The 20,040-nt window shown below is 64.5% G+C and carries 19 protein-coding genes; 13 read left to right on the forward strand and 6 right to left on the reverse strand.

Annotation, left to right across the window (positions count from 1 at the left end):
- Positions 1 to 132: 132 nt before the first annotated feature.
- From QQL28_RS19620 to QQL28_RS19640, 5 genes are all read left to right on the forward strand, one after another.
- Positions 133 to 1,884: a type I secretion system permease/ATPase gene (locus QQL28_RS19620; RefSeq protein WP_284267888.1), complete on the forward strand. Its 1,752-nt coding sequence runs from the start codon at positions 133 to 135 to the stop codon at positions 1,882 to 1,884.
- Positions 1,881 to 3,215, forward strand: a complete 1,335-nt coding sequence (locus QQL28_RS19625; protein WP_284267890.1) for an HlyD family type I secretion periplasmic adaptor subunit — start codon at positions 1,881 to 1,883, stop codon at positions 3,213 to 3,215. The genes QQL28_RS19620 and QQL28_RS19625 overlap by 4 nt, the downstream gene beginning before the upstream one ends.
- 265 nt (positions 3,216 to 3,480) lie before the next feature.
- Complete coding sequence (locus tag QQL28_RS19630) at positions 3,481 to 4,971, forward strand: AMP nucleosidase (protein WP_284267891.1); 1,491 nt, start codon at positions 3,481 to 3,483, stop codon at positions 4,969 to 4,971.
- 155 nt (positions 4,972 to 5,126) lie between these two features.
- Positions 5,127 to 5,762, forward strand: a complete 636-nt coding sequence (locus QQL28_RS19635) for a tetratricopeptide repeat protein (RefSeq protein WP_284267892.1) — start codon at positions 5,127 to 5,129, stop codon at positions 5,760 to 5,762.
- Between the two features lie 180 nt (positions 5,763 to 5,942).
- A complete protein-coding gene (locus QQL28_RS19640; protein WP_284267893.1) occupies positions 5,943 to 6,218 on the forward strand; it encodes a DUF1488 family protein in 276 nt (91 codons plus the stop codon).
- A gap of 166 nt (positions 6,219 to 6,384) precedes the next feature.
- On the opposite strand, the gene QQL28_RS19645 is transcribed toward QQL28_RS19640, so the two are convergent.
- A complete protein-coding gene (locus QQL28_RS19645; protein ID WP_284267894.1) occupies positions 6,385 to 6,867 on the reverse strand; it encodes a CinA family protein in 483 nt (160 codons plus the stop codon).
- A gap of 141 nt (positions 6,868 to 7,008) precedes the next feature.
- Here QQL28_RS19645 and QQL28_RS19650 point away from each other — a divergent pair, with 141 nt between their 5' ends.
- From QQL28_RS19650 to QQL28_RS19660, 3 genes are read left to right on the forward strand one after another with little or no spacing between them, the layout of a single operon-like run.
- On the forward strand, positions 7,009 to 8,067 hold the full coding sequence (locus QQL28_RS19650) for an amidohydrolase family protein (RefSeq protein ID WP_284267895.1): 1,059 nt from the start codon (positions 7,009 to 7,011) through the stop codon (positions 8,065 to 8,067).
- A 23-nt stretch (positions 8,068 to 8,090) separates the two neighbouring features.
- The gene (locus QQL28_RS19655; protein WP_284267896.1) at positions 8,091 to 9,200 is read left to right on the forward strand and encodes an amidohydrolase family protein; all 1,110 of its coding nucleotides are present in this window, start codon (positions 8,091 to 8,093) and stop codon (positions 9,198 to 9,200) included.
- The gene (locus QQL28_RS19660; RefSeq protein ID WP_284267897.1) at positions 9,200 to 9,613 is read left to right on the forward strand and encodes a Rieske (2Fe-2S) protein; all 414 of its coding nucleotides are present in this window, start codon (positions 9,200 to 9,202) and stop codon (positions 9,611 to 9,613) included. Before QQL28_RS19655 ends, QQL28_RS19660 begins: the two co-directional genes overlap by 1 nt.
- Before the next feature lie 106 nt (positions 9,614 to 9,719).
- Here the strand turns inward: QQL28_RS19660 and QQL28_RS19665 are convergent, their stop codons facing one another.
- Positions 9,720 to 11,051, reverse strand: a complete 1,332-nt coding sequence (locus tag QQL28_RS19665; RefSeq protein WP_284267898.1) for an MFS transporter — start codon at positions 11,049 to 11,051, stop codon at positions 9,720 to 9,722.
- Between the two features lie 140 nt (positions 11,052 to 11,191).
- Positions 11,192 to 12,085, reverse strand: coding sequence for a transcriptional regulator GcvA (locus tag QQL28_RS19670; protein WP_284267899.1), 894 nt, complete (start codon positions 12,083 to 12,085; stop codon positions 11,192 to 11,194).
- A 111-nt stretch (positions 12,086 to 12,196) separates the two neighbouring features.
- On the opposite strand from QQL28_RS19670, the gene QQL28_RS19675 reads away from it, so the two are divergent.
- The gene (locus QQL28_RS19675) at positions 12,197 to 12,400 is read left to right on the forward strand and encodes a DUF1127 domain-containing protein (protein WP_284267900.1); all 204 of its coding nucleotides are present in this window, start codon (positions 12,197 to 12,199) and stop codon (positions 12,398 to 12,400) included.
- Between the two features lie 68 nt (positions 12,401 to 12,468).
- Positions 12,469 to 13,092 (forward strand): GNAT family N-acetyltransferase, encoded by a 624-nt coding sequence (locus QQL28_RS19680; RefSeq protein ID WP_284267901.1) that lies wholly within the window; start codon positions 12,469 to 12,471, stop codon positions 13,090 to 13,092.
- A 52-nt stretch (positions 13,093 to 13,144) separates the two neighbouring features.
- On the opposite strand, the gene QQL28_RS19685 is transcribed toward QQL28_RS19680, so the two are convergent.
- Entirely contained in the window at positions 13,145 to 13,987 is an 843-nt protein-coding gene (locus QQL28_RS19685; RefSeq protein WP_284267902.1) for an oxidoreductase, read from the reverse strand.
- A gap of 121 nt (positions 13,988 to 14,108) precedes the next feature.
- On the opposite strand from QQL28_RS19685, the gene QQL28_RS19690 reads away from it, so the two are divergent.
- Positions 14,109 to 14,999, forward strand: a complete 891-nt coding sequence (locus QQL28_RS19690; RefSeq protein WP_284267903.1) for a LysR family transcriptional regulator — start codon at positions 14,109 to 14,111, stop codon at positions 14,997 to 14,999.
- Positions 15,000 to 15,037: 38 nt separating this feature from the next.
- Here the strand turns inward: QQL28_RS19690 and QQL28_RS19695 are convergent, their stop codons facing one another.
- Positions 15,038 to 15,868 (reverse strand): enoyl-CoA hydratase, encoded by an 831-nt coding sequence (locus QQL28_RS19695; protein WP_284267904.1) that lies wholly within the window; start codon positions 15,866 to 15,868, stop codon positions 15,038 to 15,040.
- 123 nt (positions 15,869 to 15,991) lie between these two features.
- Entirely contained in the window at positions 15,992 to 16,693 is a 702-nt protein-coding gene (locus QQL28_RS19700) for an SDR family NAD(P)-dependent oxidoreductase (RefSeq protein ID WP_284267905.1), read from the reverse strand.
- Positions 16,694 to 16,937: 244 nt separating this feature from the next.
- Here QQL28_RS19700 and QQL28_RS19705 point away from each other — a divergent pair, with 244 nt between their 5' ends.
- Positions 16,938 to 18,722: an acyl-CoA dehydrogenase family protein gene (locus QQL28_RS19705; protein WP_284267906.1), complete on the forward strand. Its 1,785-nt coding sequence runs from the start codon at positions 16,938 to 16,940 to the stop codon at positions 18,720 to 18,722.
- 76 nt (positions 18,723 to 18,798) lie between these two features.
- Positions 18,799 to 19,887, forward strand: coding sequence for a Zn-dependent alcohol dehydrogenase (locus QQL28_RS19710; protein WP_284267908.1), 1,089 nt, complete (start codon positions 18,799 to 18,801; stop codon positions 19,885 to 19,887).
- The last annotated feature ends 153 nt before the right edge of the window (positions 19,888 to 20,040 follow it).

Here is a 20,040-nt window from a genome sequence, read left to right on the forward strand (position 1 = left end):
TTTGAACCAGATTGTTGATCGACTGTCGTGCATTGGACGATCGCCACAAACGCGATATTAATCCGGGTCGAGTACCCGAAATTTAGCTCGTGAAATCAGGGGTTTTACCCCTCACCCGATGAGAAGCGACTGATGGCAGCGGTTCCCGGCTTACGCCGTTCCGAGCTCGGTGACGCCTTGCGCGCCTGCCGCGCTGTGTTCCTCGGTGTCGGCCTGATGAGCTGCATGATCAACCTGCTCTATCTGACCGGGTCGATCTTCATGCTGGAGGTCTACGACCGGGTGCTGCCCAGCCGCAGCATCCCGACGCTGGTCGGCCTGATCATCCTCGCCGGCGGTCTCTACATCACGCAAGGCGTTCTGGACCTGATTCGCAGCCGCATCCTCGGCCGTATCGGCACTGCGCTCGACGAGGCCCTGAACAAGCGCGTGTTCGACACCATCGTGCGCCTGCCGCTTCTGGTCGGCAACCGCAACGAAGGCCTCCAGCCCCTGCGCGACCTCGACAACGTCCGTTCCTTCCTCGGCGGCATGGGGCCGAGCGCGTTCTTCGACCTGCCCTGGCTGCCGCTCTATCTCGGCATCTGCTTCGCCTTCCACGTCATGATCGGCATCACCGCTTTGGTCGGTGCGATCATCCTGGTCGGCCTCACGCTGGTGACGGAGTTGATGTCCCGCCGGCCCGCGCGCGAGGCGACGAGCCTCGCCGCACAGCGTAACGATCTCGCCGCCTCCAGCCGCCGCAATGCCGAGGTGCTGGTCGCGATGGGCATGGCCGGCCGGTTCAACCAGCGCTGGAGCGAGGCCAACGAAAAATATCTCGCCGGCAATCAGCACGCCAGCGACGTCGCCGGCGGTCTCGGTGCCATCGCAAAAGTTCTGCGCATGATGCTGCAATCGGCCGTGCTCGCGGTCGGCGCCTATCTCGTCATTCATCAGGAGGCGACCGCCGGCATCATCATCGCGGGCTCGATCCTCTCGGCGCGCGCGCTCGCGCCGGTCGATCTCGCCATCGCGCATTGGAAGTCCTTCGTCGCCGCGCGGCAGAGCTGGCAGCGGCTCAGCCGCCTGATGGAGCAGATTCCGGCCCAGGTGATGCCGACCCAGTTGCAGGCGCCCTCGAGCCGCCTCGCGGTCGAAGGCGTCAGCATCGTGCCGCCGGGCGATCAGCGCGTCATCGTGCAGGACGTGACATTCGCGCTCACTGCCGGCATGGGCCTCGGCGTGATCGGTCCGAGCGGTTCGGGCAAATCGTCGCTGATTCGCGCGCTGGTCGGCGTCTGGCAGCCGGTGCGCGGCAAGGTGCGGCTCGACGGTGCGGCGCTCGATCAATGGTCCTCCGACGTGCTCGGCCGCCACATTGGCTATTTGCCGCAGGACGTCGAGCTGTTCGGCGGCAGCATCGCGCAGAATATCAGCCGGTTTGATCCCGATGCGGCCTCCGATGCCATCATCGCCGCGGCGAAAGAGGCCGGCGTGCATGAGATGATCATCAAGATGCGCGAGGGTTACAACACCCAGGTCGGGGAGCAGGGCACGGCGTTGTCCGCCGGCCAGGCGCAGCGCGTGGCGCTGGCGCGCGCGCTCTACGGCAATCCGTTCCTGATCGTGCTCGACGAGCCCAACTCCAACCTCGACACCGAGGGCGACGAGGCCTTGACCCGCGCGATCCGCGCCGCGCGCGAGCGCGGGGCCATCGTCGTCGTCGTGGCGCATCGGCCGATCGGCGTCGAGGCGGTCGACCAGATCCTGGTGCTGCGCGACGGCCGCATGCAGGCCTTCGGCCCGAAGGAGCAGGTGCTCGCGCAGGTGCTCCAGCCGCGCGTCGCCCCGCCGGCGCCGCCGATCAAGATCGTCAGCGAAGGCGGAGTGGCCAAACCATGAGCTCGATGACGATGGCGGGCGCCAAGCCCGCGGCAAAGAGGAGCGTGCGGCAGTCGATCAGGTTTCACCTGCTGCTCGGCCTCGGGATCGTGCTGCTGCTCGCCGGCGGGCTCGGCGGCTGGGCCTCGACCGTGCTGATCTCCGGCGCGCTGATCGCGCCGGGCCAGATCGTCGTCGAATCCAACGTCAAGAAGGTGCAGCATCCGACCGGCGGCGTGGTCGGCGAATTGCGTGCCCGCGACGGCGACCTGGTCAAGGCCGGGGATATCGTGGTGCGGCTCGACGACACCGTCACCAAGGCGAACCTCGCCATCGTCACCAAGAACCTCGACGCCGGTCAGGCGCGCGCGGCGCGGCTTCAGGCCGAGCAGCGCGGGCTTGCAAAGATCGAATTCCCGCAGGCGCTGCTCGATCGCGCAAGCGATCCCGACGTGGCGACGCTGCTCGCCAGTGAAGGCAAATTGTTCGACGTCCGCGTCAATGGCCGCGCCGGACAGAAGGCGCAGCTTCGCGAGCGCATTCAGCAGCTGAACGAGGAAATCGAGGGCCTGAAGGCGCAGGAGACCGCCAAGGACAGGGAGATCGTGCTGGTGCAGCAGGAGCTCACCGGCGTCCGCGACCTCTACGAGAAGCACTTGGTGCAGCTCTCGCGCCTGACCACGCTGGAGCGCGACTCGGCCCGCCTCAACGGCGAGCGCGCGCAGTACATCGCCTCGCGTGCCCAGGCCAAGGGCAAGATCACCGAGACCGAGCTCCAGATCATCCAGGTCGACAAGGACATGGTGAGCGAGGTCTCCAAGGATTTGCGCGAGACAAACGACAAGATCGGCGAGCTGATCGAGCGCAAGGTCACCGCCGAGGATCAGCTCCGCCGCGTCGACATCCGCGCGCCGCAGGACGGCATGGTGCTGCAATCGACCGTGCACACCGTCGGTGGTGTCGTCACCGCCGGCGACACCCTCATGCTGATCGTGCCGCAGCAGGACGACCTCCAGGTCGAGGCCAAGGTCAATCCGACCGACATCGACAAGCTCCAGGTCGGCCAGAAGACACTGCTGCGCCTGTCCGCCTTCAACCAGCGCACCACGCCGGAGCTCAACGGCGTCGTAAGTCGCGTTTCGCCCGATGTCACCACCGACCAGCGCACCGGCCAGAGCTATTACACCATCCGCGTCTCGATGCCGCCGGAAGAGGTCGCCCGCCTCGGCGAGGTCAAGCTGATCCCCGGCATGCCGGTCGAGGCCTTCGTGCAGACCGGCGACCGTACCATGCTGTCCTACCTGATGAAGCCGCTGCACGACCAGCTGATGCGGGCGTTCCGGGAGAAGTGACCCGCAGGGTCATCCCGGGGCGCGCAATGACGCTATCGATGTAGCGGCGCTCCGCATTCTCCGCCGTCATTCCACGTTGCGCAGTTGCGCAACGGGGATGCGTGCGCAGCACGCAGGCCCGGAATCCATAACCCCGGCTGGTGGATATGGATTCCGGGCTCGCGACTTCGTCGCGCCCCGGAATGACGAGTTGGAATAGGCGGCGCCGTTGTGGCTATACTCTCACTCCGAACAGCGCAGTCAGCACGAAACGGCATCCCGCACCATGCATCACGCCCCGATCCAGACCCCGCCGGCCATCGCCACCGAAGCCTTCACCGATGCGGGCCTTGCGGTCGCACGCCTCGAAGAGATCTACGAACGCAACACGAAATTCCTGCGCGATCACTTCGAGGCCTATCTGGGCGGGACGTCGCCGACGACGCGCGTGCGCGCGTTCTATCCGTTCGTCCGCATCACCACCGCGACGCATGCGCGGCTTGATTCGCGCCTGGCCTATGGCTTCGTTGCCGGCCCCGGCGTGCACGAGACCAGCGTGACGCGGCCGGACGTGTTCCGGACCTATCTCACCGAGCAGATCGGACTGCTGATCAAGAATCACGGCGTGTCGGTCGAGATCGGCGAGTCCGGCGAGCCGATCCCGATTCATTTTGCCTATCGGCGGGACATCAACATCGAGGCGGCGATCACCACGGGCGATACCAGCGGCACGCGGCTGATGCGCGACGTGTTCGACACGCCGGATCTCGCCACCATGGATGATGCGATCGCCGACGGCACGCTCGCGCTGGCGCCCGGAGCGCCGGAGCCGCTGGCCCTGTTCCGCGCGGCGCGCGTCGACTATTCGCTGCGACGGCTCTATCACTACACCGGCACCGATCCCGAGCACTTCCAGAATTTCGTGATCTTCACCAACTACCAGTTCTATGTCGATGCCTTCGTGCAGCTCTGCCAGCAGCGGCTCGCCTCAGGCGAGGACGGCATCGATGCCTTCGTCGCACCCGGCAACGTAATCACGCGCAACGCGCGGCTTGGCGGCGGCACGAGCGGCGTTGCGCCCGAGCGCGCGCCGCAGATGCCGGCCTTCCATCTCGTCGAGCCCGGCTATCAGGGCATCACCCTGATCAACATCGGCACGGGCCCTTCCAATGCGCGGAACGTCACCGACCATGTTGCGGTGCTGCGGCCTCATGCCTGGCTGATGGTCGGACATTGCGCGGGCTTGCGCAACACGCAGCGGCTCGGCGATTACGTGCTGGCGCATGGTTACGTCCGCGAGGACCACGTGCTCGATCAGGAGCTGCCGCCCTGGGTGCCGATTCCGGCGCTCGCGGAAGTGCAGGTCGCGCTCGAGGAGGCGGTCGAGGAGGTCACGGGATTGTCGGGCTTCGAGCTCAAGCGCCTGATGCGAACCGGAACGGTCGCGAGCGTCGACAACCGCAACTGGGAGATCAGCGGCGCTGCGGTCATTCGCCGCCTGTCGCAATCCCGCGCCGTCGCGCTCGACATGGAATCGGCGGCGATCGCCGCCAACGGCTATCGCTTCCGCGTTCCCTACGGCACCTTGCTATGCGTTTCGGACAAGCCGCTGCACGGCGAGATCAAGCTCGCAGGGATGGCGAGTGCATTCTACCGGCAGCGCGTCAGCCAGCATCTCGAGATCGGCCTGAAGGCGCTCGAACGGCTCAAGCACCAGGAGTCGGAACGCCTGCATTCGCGCAAGCTGCGCAGCTTTGCCGAAGTCGCGTTTCAGTAGTTTCAGCGTCTCATGCTCGCGCGATTAGGGTAGCGAAACTGCCATACGCTGCACTGACGTCTGCGTGAACACACAAGCCGTCCGGAATATTCACCGCTGGAGCAGGGTTTACACGTCGTCCGGGGCCCCCTTGACCAAGGCCACAGGAGGCAGACATGTGCAATGCTCTGATCAGGTACGTCGTGCTGGGAACCGTTGCGGTGGCGCTGTTCGCGGCGCCGGCGGTCTTTGCAGCAGGCGGCGGAGGTGGTGGTGGGGGAGGCGGAGGAGGCGGCGGCGGAGGTGCCGGCGGCATGGATCCCTTTGCAAGCAGGTCCACGGGCCAGACGATGCCGGCGCCGTCCTATCCGAATCGTTCCGGCACGAAGGCCACCCAGAAGGGAAAGAAGCCCAACAACCAGTCGAGCATCGGTGACCCCGCGTTCGCGGCCGCCTATCGCGCCGCCTACGACACCATCTACGACCGCAACGACTATGCCTCCGCGATCGCGCAGCTCAAGGCGCTCGGCCGCGACGACAATCCGAACGTCGCCAATCTCATCGGCTATTCCTATCGCAAGCTCGGCGACTACAAGCAGTCGCAGGTCTGGTACGAGCACGCCCTGGCGATCGATCCGAACCACGTGCTGACCTGGCAGTATTACGGCCTGTGGCAGCTCGAACAGGGCAATCGCGAGCAGGCGATGTATCACCTGGACCGGATCGCCGCGATCTGCGGTACGAGTTGCGAGGAATACAAGTCGCTCGCGGCGGCGCTGGACAAGCCGACTGGCACGGCGCTGGTATATTGATGTTGCATGGTGGGTTGACGACTTGTCCGCCGAAACTTCAAGAGCAAAGGCGGATGCCAACCCACCTTTTTTCTAGCGGCATTGAAGATGCCGTCCGCATCAATCACGACCCAGCAAAAGCGGTGACAAGCCGCAAAAATTTCCGCATTGTCCTGCCCGGGGCGCGACCGGGACGAGTGGATGCCGCTGACGCGCGACAAGATCATTGGCCATGACATCGAACGGCTGGCCTTCCGTTTCACCATGCTCAATGATGGCGACGTCGTGACGTGCCAGATCAGCGATGCAGCGATGGATGAGCTCGCGGGCATGCAGGGCACAGAAAGCAGCGCACGCCAGGCGCAATTCATCTCGCTGCGCGAGACCATCGAAGGGATCGCCTCGGAGCTCTACGACGAAGCTCCGCGGTTCAAGGGATATGTGGTGCGGATATTCACGAAACATCTGGGGAGGTAGTGCCGCCGCAACTCCGCTGTCGTCCTGGCGAAAGCCAGGAGCCATTACCACCGTCGTGCTTTGTTGGAAGAGATTTTGGCCACGAGTCACCGCGACAGCTTCCGGTCGGGGTTATGGTCCTGGCCTTCGCCAGAACGACATTGAGGGTGTGGTGCGCGCCCAACAATCACGCTTCCAAATTCTTCAGCAGCAATCGCAACGCCGTCTCTGCAAACGTCTGCATGTTGGCGAAGCGATCGTTGCTGCCGGTCTCCAGCGTCATCACCTCCGCCGCGGGTCCCGCGACCGCCATGCAGCTATGGCCGGCGGCGTCGCCGTAGCGATTGCCGGTGGGGCCCGCCGCGCCGGTCTCGGACAGGCCCCAGTCGCAGCCGAAGCGCGTGCGCATCCGTTCGGCGAGCAGTCTTGCGTAAGGCTCGGACGAGGAGCGAAAGCCCTTCATGCCGTCATCCGAAATATCCATCAGCACGCGCCGCGCATCGCGCGTGTAGACGACGGCGCCGCCAAGGAAGTAGGCCGACGCGCCGGGTACCGCGAGCAGGCTTGCGGCGATCAGGCCGCCGGCGGAGGATTCCGCCACTGCAATGGTCTCCTTGCGCGCGATCAATTTGGCCGCGACCTGTTCTGCAATCCCCACGAGCTCTTTCATCTTGCGTCTCACTCCTGAGCAACCTAGCTGCGCTCTTCTAGCATATGACAGTGGCGCTGGCCGAGTTGCAGGCGGCTTGCAGGCCTGCTTGAATGGCGTCAACAAGCGGCGCGGCGAAAGCGCGCGTGCAGAGGAAGCGTCATGACGTCCCTGATCGCCGGCGGCGTGGATTGTGACGTGCACCCGGCGGTGCCGCATCTGACGAGCCTTTTGCCGTATCTGAACGATTACTGGCGCGACCAGGTGACGACGCGCGGCATGGTCGATCTGGTCTCGCAGTCCTATCCGCAGAATTCGCCGATCACGGCCCGTCCCGATTGGCGTCCCGAAACCGGCAAGCCGGGATCTCATCTCGCTGACATGCAGCGCCATGTGCTCGATCCCTTCGCGCTCAGCTACGCGATCTGCAACCCGCTCTATGGCGTGCAGATGGTATTTTCCGAAGACATGCAGAACGCCTTCTGCCGCGCGCTGAACGACTGGCTGGCGAAGGAATGGCTCGACCGGGAACCGCGGCTGCGCGGCTCGATCGTCATTCCCCTTCAAAATATCGAGAAGTCGGTGGCCGAGATCGAGCGCTGCGCCGCGGACAAGCGCTTCGTGCAGGTGCTGATGCTTGTCATGGGCGACATCCCGCTCGGCAAGCGCGCGCTGTGGCCAATCTACGCGGCGGCGGAACGGCTGGATCTCGCCATCGGAATCCACGCTGGTTCCGCCTATCACAATCCTCCGACCTCGGTCGGATGGGGCTCGTATCACATCGAGGATTATGTCGGGCAGGCGCAGGCGTTCCAGACCCAGCTCACCAGCCTGATCGTCGAGGGCGTGTTCGTCCGCCATCCGCGACTGAAGATGGTGATGCTCGAATCCGGCATCTCGTGGATCGCGCCCTATCTCTGGCGCCTGCACAAGTTCTGGCGCGGGGTGCGGATGGAGACGCCCTGGGTCGATCGCGCACCACTGGAGATTGTGCGCAGCAACATTCGCTTCTCGTTACAGCCGTTTGACGCGCCACCGGAACCGACGACATTAATTCGCCTGTTTGAGCATATGCAGTCCGACGAATTAGTCCTATTCTCCACCGACTATCCGCACTGGCAGTTCGACGGCCAGGATGCGCTGCCCGAAGGTCTCACCCCCGATCTCGTGCGCAAGATCATGATCGACAATCCGCACGCAGCCTATCCCCGCCTGATTTAGCCGCTGCCAAAGGAGGCAAGGCGATGAATATCCAGTTCCGCGAAACGACCGAGTCCGCTTCCCCTCTCACAAACAAGACCGCAATCGCGGACTGCGATATCCATCCGGCGCGGGCGACACGAACCGAGCTCTATCCCTATCTCGCCAAACGCTGGCAGCATCATCTCGACGTCTACGGCGTGCATGCCTATCAGGGCATGATGGAAGGCCCTCCCTATCCGAAGGCCCAGCCCAACGCCTCGCGCCGCGATGCCTATCCGCCGGAAGGCGGCCCGCAGGGCGCTTCGCTCTCCTTCATGCAGCAGCAGCATCTCGATCCCAACAACGTGCAGCTGGGTGTACTCAATCCGCTCGGCACCGGGCAGGGTATCCGCAATCACGAGCTCTCGGCGGCGCTGTGCTCGGCGATCAACGATTGGCAGATCGACAAATGGACCAGCAAGGACAAGCGGCTGAAGGCCTCGATCGTCGTCGGCAATGAGGATGCTATGACGGCGGCCGCCGAAATCCGCGAGCGTGCCGGCGACAAGAACTTCGTTCAGGTGCTGCTGCTGAGCCGCAACGTCGAGCCGCTCGGCCAGCGCCGTTACTGGCCGATCTACCAGGCCGCGGAAGAGGCCGGCCTTCCGGTCGGCGTGCACGCCTTCGGCTTCGGCGGCAATCCGATCACGCCGTCGGGCTGGCCGAGCTATTACATCGAAGAGATGGTGGGGCATTCGCAGTGCCAGCAATCGGCGCTCGCAAGCCTGGTGCTCGAAGGTGTGCTCGAGCGCTTCCCGAAATTGAAGATGGTGATGATCGAGGCCGGCTTCGGCTGGGCGCCGTCGCTCGCCTGGCGGCTTGACAAGGTCTGGCAGCGGCTGCGCAGCGAGGTGCCGCATGTGCGGCGGCCGCCGTCGGAATATATCCGCGAGCAGGTGTGGTGGACGACGCAGCCGATGGAGGATCCTGAGCGGCGCGAGGACCTGTTCGACGTGATCAAATGGATCGGCTGGGACCGGTTGTTGTTCGCGACCGACTATCCGCATTGGGATTATGACGAGCCGTCGCGCGTGCTGCCGCCCGGCGTCAACGACACCGACCGCGAGGCGTTTTATCTCGGCAATGCGCGGAAGCTGTACGGGATCAATTGATGGCGCGACACGTCATTGCGCCAGTGGATGAGCTTCCGCCGGGCACGCGAAAATTTCTGGAGATCGACGGACGGCCGATCGCGGTCTTCAACATCAAGGGCGAGTATTTCGGCCTGCTCAATCGCTGTCCGCATCAGGGCGCGGCGTTGTGCGAGGGTCCCTTGATCGGGCTCGCGCAGTCAAAAGATCCCGGCGAGATCGAATACACTAGGCAGGGGGAGATCATCCGCTGCCCCTGGCACGGCTGGGAATTCGACGTGCGCACCGGCCAATCCTATTGCGACCCGCGCCGCTTTCGGGTGAAAGCGTATCCGGCTCATGTCGAGCCGGGCACAAGCGTTGTGAAGGGCCCGTATGTCGCGGAGACGATTCCGGTGCGGGTCGAGAGCGACTACGTGGTGGTGGAGCTGTAACTCCCGCCGTCATTCCGGGGCGGTCCGCAGAACCGAGCCCGGAATCCAGAGGTTGTAGCGCGAGATTCCGGGTTCGCGCTTCGCGCGCCCCGGAATGACGATGGGGCTAATGGCCAGCGACCGGCTCCGCCACCGGATCATACGTCGCGACCGCCTTGCCGCCACCGCGATAGACGGTCGAGGCCGCGATGATGCCGAGCACGGCGGCGAACATCAGCCAGAAGCCGGGCGAGGCCTTGTCGCCGGTTCGCTCAATCAGCCAGGTCGAGGCGAACGGCGTGAAGGTGCCGAACAAAGCGGCCGCGAGCGCAAAGGCGAGCGAGAAGCAGGTGGTGCGCACATGCGCCGGCACGATCTCGACGAGCGCGCCGAGCATGGTGCCGCTATAGACGCCGAAATAGAACGAGAACATCATCTCGACGGCGAGCAGCTTGCCGAAGGTCGGCGCGGCCACCAGCCAATGCAGCGCCGGATAGGCGGTGACCAGCGACAGGCAGGCGATGGTCAGCAGCACCGGCTTGCGACCGATGCGGTCCGACAGCGCGCCGCCGACCGGATTCCAGATGAAGTTGGTCACCGCGACGAGCAGCGTGACCAGCAGCGCATCCTGCGTCGACAGCTTCAGCACGTTCTTGCCGAAGGTCGGCGTGTAGACCGTGACGAAATAGAACGTCGTGGTGGTGAGGATCGCGATCATCATGCCGAGGATGACGATGCGCCAGTTGGCAAGCGCCGACGAGAATACCTGCGCGGCGGTCGGGTGTTTCTTCATCGCCAGAAACTCCGGCGTCTCCTGGAGCGTCCGTCTAAGGAAGAAGATCAAGGGGATGATCAGGCAGCCGACGAAGAAGGGAATGCGCCAGCCCCAGTCGGCGACGGTATCGGCCGGCATCAGCTCGGAGAGAATAAAGCCGAGGATCGACGCCACGAAGATCGCGACCTGCTGGCTTGACGACTGGAACGAGGTGTAAAAGCCGCGATTACCCGGTGTCGAGATCTCCGCGAGATAAACCGAGACGCCGCCGAGCTCGACGCCGGCGGAGAAGCCCTGGAGCAGGCGGCCGAGCAGCACGATGATCGGCGCCGCGATGCCGATCGTCGCGTAGCTCGGGCAGAACGCGATCACCACGGTGCCGGCCGCCATGATCGCGAGCGTAACGATCAGGCCCTGGCGGCGGCCGATGCGGTCGATATAGGCGCCAAGCACGATCGCGCCGACGGGGCGCATCAACGCGCCGAGCCAGAACACGCCAAAGGTATTGAGCAACGAGGCCGTCTCATTGGCCGCGGGGAAGAACGCCTTGCCGATCGCGGCGGCATAGAAGCCGAACAGGAAGAAGTCGAACTGCTCGAGGAAATTGCCCGAGGTCGCGCGCAGGATGGCGCCGATGCGTGATTTGATCTCGGGCGGATTGGTTGAAGTGGCGGGTCCAGCCATGACGCTTACTCCCTGAGGATGTGGCCGGACCGGAACTCATTTTCACGGCGGGCGACGGATCGTGCTGCGACAATCTGTCTTACCCCTCTCGCGCGAGGTTGCGGGAGTCAACCGATTTCGCCGCCGAAGCTGATGATTTTTCAGGCTTTATTCTGCGCTGCGGCGATCAGCCAGTCGCGGAATGCGAGCAGTTTCGGCGCTTGGCGGCGGCCGTCCGGCGCGACCAAGTAGAAGCCTGCATCTGCCGGAAGCGCGATCCGGAAGGGGACCACGAGGCGGCCCTTGGCGATGTCGTCCTGGACGTAGGTGGTCCGCCCCATCGCCACCCCCATGCCGTCGATCGCCGCCTGCACCGTCATGAGCGTCATGTCGAAGGTGATGCCGGGCTGCTTGGAAATGCTGGTCGAAAGCCCCGCCGCCGTCAGCCACAGGCGCCAGTCGTCGCCGTCGTTGGTGTGCAGCAGCACATGGTCTTTCAGGTCCTGAGGCGTGCGCAGCGGCTTGTCGCCCCTGAGCAGCGAGGGGCTGCATACCGGGAACAGCTCGTCCCGCATCAGCCACTCGGCGCGCACGCCCGGCCATTGGCCGCGACCGTAACGGATCGCGGCGTCGACATTGTCGCGCTGGAAATCGACGAGACTCGTCGATGTGGTGAGGCGGACGTCGATGCCGGGATGCTGCTCCTGGAAATTGGTCAGCCGCGGCAGCAGCCATTTGGCGGCCAGCGAGGCGATGGTCGAGACGGTCAGCACCTTGTCGTCGTCCTTGCGGAGCAGCCGGTCGGTGGCAAGCCTGAGGTCGTTGAAGGCGGCGCGGACGCCGGGAAGATAGTCGCGCGCCTCCGGCGTCAGCGACAGCGCGCGGTTCTGGCGGACGAACAGGCGGATGCCGAGCTCCTCCTCGAGCCTGCGGATCTGATGGCTGATCGCGGTCTGCGTCACGTTCAGCTCGGTCGCGGCCAGCGTGAAGCTGAGGTGGCGCGCGGCGGCCTCAAAGGCCCGCAAACCGTTCAGGGAGGGCAATCTGGCAGTCATTTGGCAGCATGATGCATGAGCTTATTTCATGCGAAAGGGTACAAATTGTCGTTTGTCGAAAGGCGCCTTGAGGCAGATATTGCAGTCACAAGTTAGCTCCAGGAGCTGAAGATGTCTACTTTGACCACCCATTCGATGACAAATCATCATGCGTCAGGCCTGCTGTACCAGATCGGCGACACCTTGCACGTCTGGTACGAGCGCTACCGCACCCGCAAAGAGCTCTCCCAATGGACCACCCGCGATCTTCAGGACGTCGGCCTCTCCTGGAGCGACATTGCCTTCGAGGCTGAAAAACCCTTCTGGCGGGCCTGATTGGCCGCCCGGCCGGCCCCGCCTCAGGAGAGGGGCGCCGGCAGTCCCTTATCCCGCGGGAGGTTGCCATGAGCACGCTGCGTCTGGATGATCTCAAGCAATACTCGGACACGCTGCGCACCCGTCACGGGGGCGTGTTGACCGTGCGCTTCGTCGAGCCGCGCGACACCGACGAGCTCCAGCACTATTTCCGCTCGCTGTCGTCCCGCTCCCGCTACAACCGCTTCTTCGGCGCGCTGAGCGAGCTGCCGAAAGCGCTGCTGCACGACTTCACCCATGTCGGCGAGCGTGAGCGCTTCAGCGTGATCGCGACCATGATGGTCGATGGTTTCGAGACCATCGTCGGCGAAGCGCGCTATGCCTTCCACGCCGAGACCTCGACTTTCGAATTCGGTTTGTCGGTCGACGACCGCTGGCAGGGCCATGGCATCGGCACGGCGCTGCTCAGAAATCTCGAATGTCGCGCGGCCGCCTTTGGCGCCGAGCATATCTTCGGCGACACGCTGCGTTCCAACGACGTAATGATCTCGCTCGCCCGCAAATCCGGCTTCGCCTTCATCAATCATCCGGATGATTGGAAGCTGGTGCGGTTCGACAAGGAGATCGCGGTCGAGCCAAAGGATATTCCCTGCGCAAGCTGGCGTCTCGCTGCCCTTTCCCGTCAGGCCGAAAGTCCCTCAGCCACGGCCTGACCGTACTCGAAGCCCGGTTCTGGCGAGTCAGAACCGGGCCATTTTTTTGTGCTCACGCAGCATCGTCATTGGTGAAGTCGGTCGAGGTCGCGACCGCACGCCATTCCGCAAGCTCCTTCGCGACGAACGCGTTCTTCGCTTCGATCCGCTCTACCGTGTCGCTGCCGAGCGGCAGCCGCAGCGGCGGCGTCTCCGCATTGACCAGTCTGATGAAGGCCTGGGCCAGCTTGCGCGGGTCGCCGCGCTGGCCGTGGTTGGCGTCAGCGGCGTGGGCGCGGGTCTTGCCGACGCTCTCATGATAGTCGTCGATCTGCTGCGCAGTGCGCGACAGCGAGGTCTCGTCGAGGAAGTCGGTGCGGAAGAAGCCCGGCTCGACCACCGTCACCTTGATGCCGAGCGGCGCCACTTCAGCCGCTAGCGCTTCGCTGACGCCTTCGACCGCAAATTTGGTCGCACCATAGACGCCCCAGCCGGGATAGCCGGTGTAGCCGCCGACCGACGAGATGTTGATGATGTGGCCGGCGCGCTGGCGGCGCATGTGCGGCAGCACGGCGCGGGTGACGCCGAGCAGGCCGAACACGTTCGTGGCGAACAGTTTTTGCGTCTCAGCGCCGCTTGCCTCCTCGATCGCGCCCAACAGGCCGTAGCCGGCATTGTTGACGAGGATGTCGATGCGCCCGAACTTCATCACCGCCTGGCCTGCCGCCTCATGGGCCTCGGCCTCGCTGGTGACATCGAGGCGGGTCGCGAGCAGCCGCTCGTGCCGACCCAGCCGCGCGGTAACGGTTGAGGGATCGCGCGCTGTCGCGACCACGGCATCGCCGGCCTTGAGTGCCGCCTCGGCGATCAACGCGCCGAAGCCCCGGGAAGCTCCTGTGATGAACCAGACACGCATGATGTTGCCCTTTCCATATGGGCCCGGCGATGTGCCGAAGCCGATGGGCAAAGGTGTAGCGGCTCGCCATAGCTGAGATAATCCGCTATATACTCCGTAGGCTCTTGATAAAAATTCATCAATGCGGATCGACCCGTCCGACCTTGCGACCTTCCTCGCCATCGCCCGCCACCGCAGTTTTCGCGCGGCCGCGACCGAGCTCGGCGTCACGCCCTCGGCACTGTCCCATGGCCTGCGCACGATCGAGGAACGGCTGGGCCTGCGGCTCGTCAACCGCACCACCCGCAGCGTGGCGCTCACCGAAGCGGGCGAGCTTCTGTTCGCCCGCATCACGCCGGCCTTCCGCGACATCGACGATGCGCTCGAGGATCTCAACAATTTCCGCGGCAAGCCCGCCGGCACGCTGCGCTTCACCGCCGCGCGCCAGTCCGCACAGCTGGTGCTGCTGCCGATCGTGACGCGCTTCCTGAAGGAATTCCCTGATGTCAGCGTCGAGATCGTCCTCAACGATTCCCTGATCGACATGGTCGCGGCCGGCTTCGACGCCGGCGTACGCTTCGGCGAGACCATCGCCGCCGACATGATCGCCGTACCGATCGGCCCGCGGCATCGTTTTGCCGTGATCGGCTCGCCCGCCTTCTTTAGGACGCACAAGCCGCCCACCACGCCCCACGACCTGAAGGGCCTGCCCTGCATCCGCTACCGCTTCACCTCGGGCGCGCTCTATCACTGGGAATTCGAGCGCGGCGGCATCGAGCTCGCCATCGACGTCACGGGGCCGCTGACCATGAACGACCAGGACCTGATGGTCGATGCCGCGCTCGATGGTGTCGGCCTTGCCTACGTCTTCGAGCAGCAGGTCGAAGCTCTGCTGGCAAAGCGCAAGCTGGTTCGCGTTCTCGCCGATTGGTGCCCGGCCTATCCCGGCTTCTTCCTGTATTACCCAAGCCGCCGCCAATTGCCGGCGGCCTTGCGGGCCTTTGTCGATTTTGCACGGACGCCAGCCGCGTAGCCGGATTTCGCTTCACTCCACTCGGGCTACGACCAATGCTATTTGCCGGTAAACACCGGCTTGCGCTTCTCGATGAATGCCTGCACCGCCTCCTTGTGATCGGCCGTCGTGGTCAGCCGGATCAGCCGTCCGGCCTCATGGTCGCGGGCGGTCTCGAAATCGAACAGCAGGGCTTCGTCGAGATTGTCCTTCATGTAGCGCAATGCCAGCCGCGGGCCCTCGGCGAGCGACTTGGCCAGCGCGAAGGCCTCCTCCTGCAATTTGTCGTCCGGCACCACGCGATTGACGAGGCCGATCGCCTCGCAGCGCGCAGCATCGACCTTGTCGCCCGTGAGCATCAATTCGCGCGCCCGCGCAGTGCCGACGAGACGCGTGAGTAGCCAGGCGATGCCGTAATCGCCGCTGAGCGCGATGCGGGCATAGCCGGTGGCGACGAAGGCCGATTGCGCGGCGATGCGGATGTCGCAGGCCATGGCGATCGCGAGCCCCGCGCCGACCGCAGGGCCCGGCAGCGCCGCGATCGTCGGCTTGCGCACCGAGACCAGCGCGCCGGTGAGGAGCCGCTGCCGCTCCTGCAAATCGGCGACCCGGTCGTCAAAGGACATTTCGAGCTTGGCCTTGTCGCGATGCGCGCCCATGCCCTTGACGTTGCCGCCGGCGCAGAAGGCATCGCCGGTGCCGGTGAACAGCAACGTGCCAACATTGGGGTCCTCGCCGCAGGTCCGGATCATGGTGCGCAGCGCCGGCGTCAGCACGTCCGATAGCGAATTGCGCGCCTCGGGCCGGTTCAGCGTGATCACCGCGACGCGGTCGCGAATGACGCAGAGGAGTTCGTCGGTGCCGGTGTCGATGATGGTTTCGGTGGTCATTGTGCTCCCTCTCTCCCATCATTGCGAGCGAAGCGAAGCAATCCAGGAATGTTTCCGCGGATGCAGACTGGATTGCTTCGTCGCTTCGCTCCTTGCAATGACGGTTGTTGTGACGTTATCGGTTCAAAACTTCTCCACCCAGGGCCGCAGCTCCATTTCCCAGGCCCAGGCGCTGCGCGGCTGTTGCAGGACGTTCCAATAGCTTGCGGCGATCGCATCGGGATCGAGCATCGAATCCGGTCCGTCCGGTGCTTCCGCGCGCGCTGCGCTGCGGATGCCGCCGTCAATGACGAAATGGGCAACGTGAATGCCCTGCGGCGCGAGCTCGCGCGCCATGCTCTGCGCAAGCCCGCGCAGCGCGAACTTGCCCATCGCAAATGGCGCCGATTGCGCATAGCCCTTCACGCTCGCCGATGCGCCCGTGAACAGGATCGCGCCGTGCTTGTTGGGCAGCATGCGTTTCGCCGCCTCCTGCGCCACCAGGAAACCGCCAAAGGCGCTGACCGTGATCGACTGCGCGACATCGGCTGCGACGAGCTCGACAAAGGGTCCGCGCGTGCGGCCGCTGGCATTGTAGACCACGACGTCTGGCGTACCGATCTCGCGCTCGACGAGGCCGAACAGACGCTCAACCTCCTCCGGCTTGGTTGCGTCGCAGGCATAGGCCTTCGCGCCCGTCTCGCCGCAGAGCGCGCCGAGCTTTTCGATCTTTCGCGCGGCGAGCGCCACGCGCAGGCCCTGGGCGGACAACAGCCGTGCCAGCGAGGCGCTCAGGCCTTCGCCGGCACCGACGATGAGCGCGATATTGTATTTCGGATGTTCCATGTTGCGATCCTTTGGGAAGCTGGAACAGCGGATCTATGCATGCTTCGCTTGAACGACCAGCCGCGTCCGCCAAAGCGGCCGATCACAATTCCGCAGAGCGGTCCGGGCCATCGCCACGCTCATGCCTCCCCGACGATTTGCGGCTTTATCCGCATCCTCGCCTGGAGCATGATCGACATCATCCAAAGCGGCAAGCATCAAAGCGGCGGGAAATGCCGCCGGACGGAAACGAAAGAGGTCGATCATGCATAAGCCGGGCACGTCGCAGAAGGGAAGCGTCGCTGGCGAGCAGCCGGGTCTGCTTGCGCCCGACACCACAGGCATGAATTTCTACCGCGCCGATCCGGCGTTGACGGATCTGTTGCGCATCCATTTGCCCGATCCGTTGTTCCGTCACATCGAGCCGCATCTCGAACGTCTCGGCGAGCTTGCCGGCGGCACTCTCGACGAATGCGCGCGGCTCGCCGACCGGCATACGCCGGTGCTGCACCAGCGCGACAAGTTCGGCCGCGACGTGCAGTGGATCGAATATCATCCGGCCTATCGCGAGCTGGAGAAGGCTGCGTTCGGCGAGTTCGGCATTCACGCACTGTCGATCCGCAAGGGCATCATGGGCTGGCCGGACAAGTATCCCGTCGTGGCAAAACACGCCTTCACCTTCCTGTTCAACCAGACCGAATTCGGGATGGGCTGCCCGATCAACGTCACCGACGGCTGCGCCAAGCTCCTGGCCAATTTTGGCAGCGAGGCGCTGAAGGCAAAATATCTGGACGGGCTGACCCAGACCGATATGACCAGGCTGACCCAGGGCGGCCAGTTCATGACCGAAAAGGAGGGCGGCTCGGACGTCGGCACGCTGACCACGCGCGCCGTGCAGGACGGCGACCATTGGCGGCTCTATGGCGAAAAATGGTTCTGCTCGAATGCCGACGCCAAGGTCGTGATGCTGCTCGCGCGTCCTGAAGGCGCCGGCCCCGGCACGCGTGGCGTCGGCCTGTTCCTGATGCCGCGCTTCCTTGATGATGGCTCGCAAAACCACTATCGGATCGTGCGGCTGAAGGACAAGCTCGGCACCCGTTCGATGGCTTCGGGCGAGATCAAGCTCGAAGGAGCAGTCGCCTATGCGGTCGGCAAGCTCGATCGCGGCTTCGTGCAGATGGCAGAGATGGTCAACTCCTCGCGGCTCTCGAACGGCGTGAAGTCGACAGCGCTGATGCGCCGCGCTTACCACGACGCGATGACGGTCGCGACCAACCGCGTGGTGTTCGGCAAGCGCATCATCGATTTGCCGCTCGGACGGCGGCAGATGATGAAGATCATGCTGCCGGTCGAGCAGGCGCTGTCGATGAGCTTTTTGACCGCCGACGCGCTCGACCGCGCGGAAGCCGGCAGCCAGGATGCCGCGGCGCTCTTGCGCATCCTGACGCCGACGCTGAAATTCCGCGCGACACGTGATGCACGAAAGGTCTGCGGCGATGCGCTCGAGATGCGCGGCGGCATCGGTTATATCGAGGAGTTTGCGACCGCGCGCTTGTTGCGCGATGCGCATCTCGGCTCGATCTGGGAGGGCACCGGCAACATCGTCGCCATCGACGCGCTGACACGCGCCGTCGGCCGCCATGGCGCGGAATCTGCGCTCGCCGCCGACCTGCACGCCCGGCTCGACGACAGCGCATCCGTGCCGCAGGCCTGGCGCGATCGCCTGCGCGGGCTCACCGATCGCGCGGTCGGCTTCGCGCGCGAGGTCGCCGATAGCGGCGACAACGAAGCCGATGCGCGGCGTGCGACGAGCCTGCTCTATCACGTCGCAAGCGCCGTGGCGCTCACATGGGAATCGCACCGCATCCACGAGATGCGCGGCGATGCGCGACGGCTGCTGTTGTCGCGGCTCGTGATCGATCATCGGGTATCGCCAAGCGATCCGTTCCGGCTCACGGAAAATCAAACCCAGCAAGCAATCGTGTCGTTGCTGCTCGGCGATCGCGCGGCTGCGATGCCCGAGGTTGGCGAACTGGTCCTGGCGGCGTAGGCTTGCGCGTCACCTCTCCCATAGGGAGAGGTGACGACACCGCACCAACGAAACGACAATAACGAGGAAACAAAAAATGAAGGCCGCTGTCCTCTATGAAGTCAACAAGCCGCTCGTCATCGAGGATATCAGCCTGCCGAAGCCAGGCCCGCGCGAGGTCCTGATCCGCACCGCGGTCGCCGGTCTCTGCCATTCCGACCTGCACTTCATGGAAGGCCTCTATCCGCATCCGCTGCCCGCGGTGCTCGGCCATGAATCGGCTGGTGTCGTCGAGCAGGTCGGCTCAGACGTGACCTATGTGAAGCCGGGCGATCACGTCGTCACCTGCCTCTCCGTGTTTTGCGGTACGTGCGACAATTGCTCCACAGGGCGCACCGTGCTCTGCACCGACACGACGGTGAAGATGCTGCCGGGTGTCTCCGACCGGATGCAGTGGTCGAAACCGGAGAAGCTGCACCAGTTCCTCAACCTGTCCTCGTTTGCCGAGCAGATGCTGGTGCACGAGAACGCCATCGTCAAAATCCGCAAGGACATGCCGCTCGAGCTTGCCGCGCTGATCGGCTGCGGCGTGATCACCGGCTATGGTGCTGTCGTGAATACCGCGAAAGTCCAGGCTGGCGAGACCGTGGCGGTGATCGGCTGCGGCGGCGTCGGCATGGCCGCGATCAACGGTGCCGAGATCGCCGGCGCCGGCCGCATCATCGCGATCGATACCAACCCGGCAAAGCTCCAGCTCGCAACCAAGCTCGGCGCGACCGACATCATCAATCCCGCCGATGGCGACGTGGTGAAGCAGGTGCGCGACCTCACCAATGGCGGCGTGCATCATTCCTTCGAGGTGCTCGGCCGCAAGGAGACCGCCGAGCAGGCGTTCGGCATGCTGGCCTCCGGCGGTACGGCGACGATCGTCGGCATGATCCCGTTCGGACAGAAGATCGAGCTGCACGGTTTCGATTTCCTGCGCGAGCGCAAGATCCAGGGCTCGTCGATGGGTTCGAACCATTTCCGCGTCGACATGCCGCGTCTGGTCGAGTTCTATTTGCGCGGCCGGCTGCACCTGGAGGACTGGATCTCGGCCAAGCTCAAGCTGTCCGAGATCAACGAAGGCTTCGCCAACATGAAAGCCGGCAAGACGCTGCGCAGCGTGATCATGTTTGACAGGTAGCTCCGGTGCCGCCCACAGCTCAAGCGTCATCGCCCGCGAAGGCGGGCGATCCAGTACGCCGCGGCAGAGCGAGGGACGTCAAGCGTCTCTGGAATACTGGATGCCCCGCTTTCGCGGGGCATGACTGCGGAGGGGGCGTCGATATGTGCTTTC

This window comes from Bradyrhizobium iriomotense (assembly GCF_030160715.1).
Taxonomy (GTDB): Bacteria; Pseudomonadota; Alphaproteobacteria; order Rhizobiales; family Xanthobacteraceae; genus Bradyrhizobium; species Bradyrhizobium iriomotense.